Genomic DNA, 273 nt, shown 5'->3' with positions numbered 1-273 from the left:
CTCCGCTGGTTGGCTTGAAGGTGGACCGGTCGGGTACCCCTCCCTCTGCAACGCCCTTCGGGCTCACTGGGGTGTCCCCCAGCCCCCCGGCTTACTTCGACGCGGAGAGGCGCTCCATGTCATTGAGGACAGGCCGGGCATGCTGATGCACGGCCATCATGTAGGCCTGCGAGGCCTTGTCCCAGGCGTCGATGTGTCTGGCCAGGATGAACAGCCAGGGCGGCGTGTCAACATCCGGGCCAGCAGCTACGATCCCGTAGAAGGCCCTCACCG

1 protein-coding gene is annotated in these 273 nt (G+C 65.9%); it reads right to left on the bottom strand.

Annotation, left to right across the window (positions count from 1 at the left end):
* Positions 1-91: 91 nt before the first annotated feature.
* On the bottom strand, positions 92-273 hold a 182-nt coding region (locus tag ABG80_RS22390; protein ID WP_160322419.1), incomplete at its 5' end, for a hypothetical protein.

The organism is Aquabacterium parvum (assembly GCF_001447195.1).
Lineage (GTDB): Bacteria > Pseudomonadota > Gammaproteobacteria > Burkholderiales > Burkholderiaceae_C > Aquabacterium > Aquabacterium parvum.
This window is presented reverse-complemented; position numbering and strand designations above follow the sequence as displayed.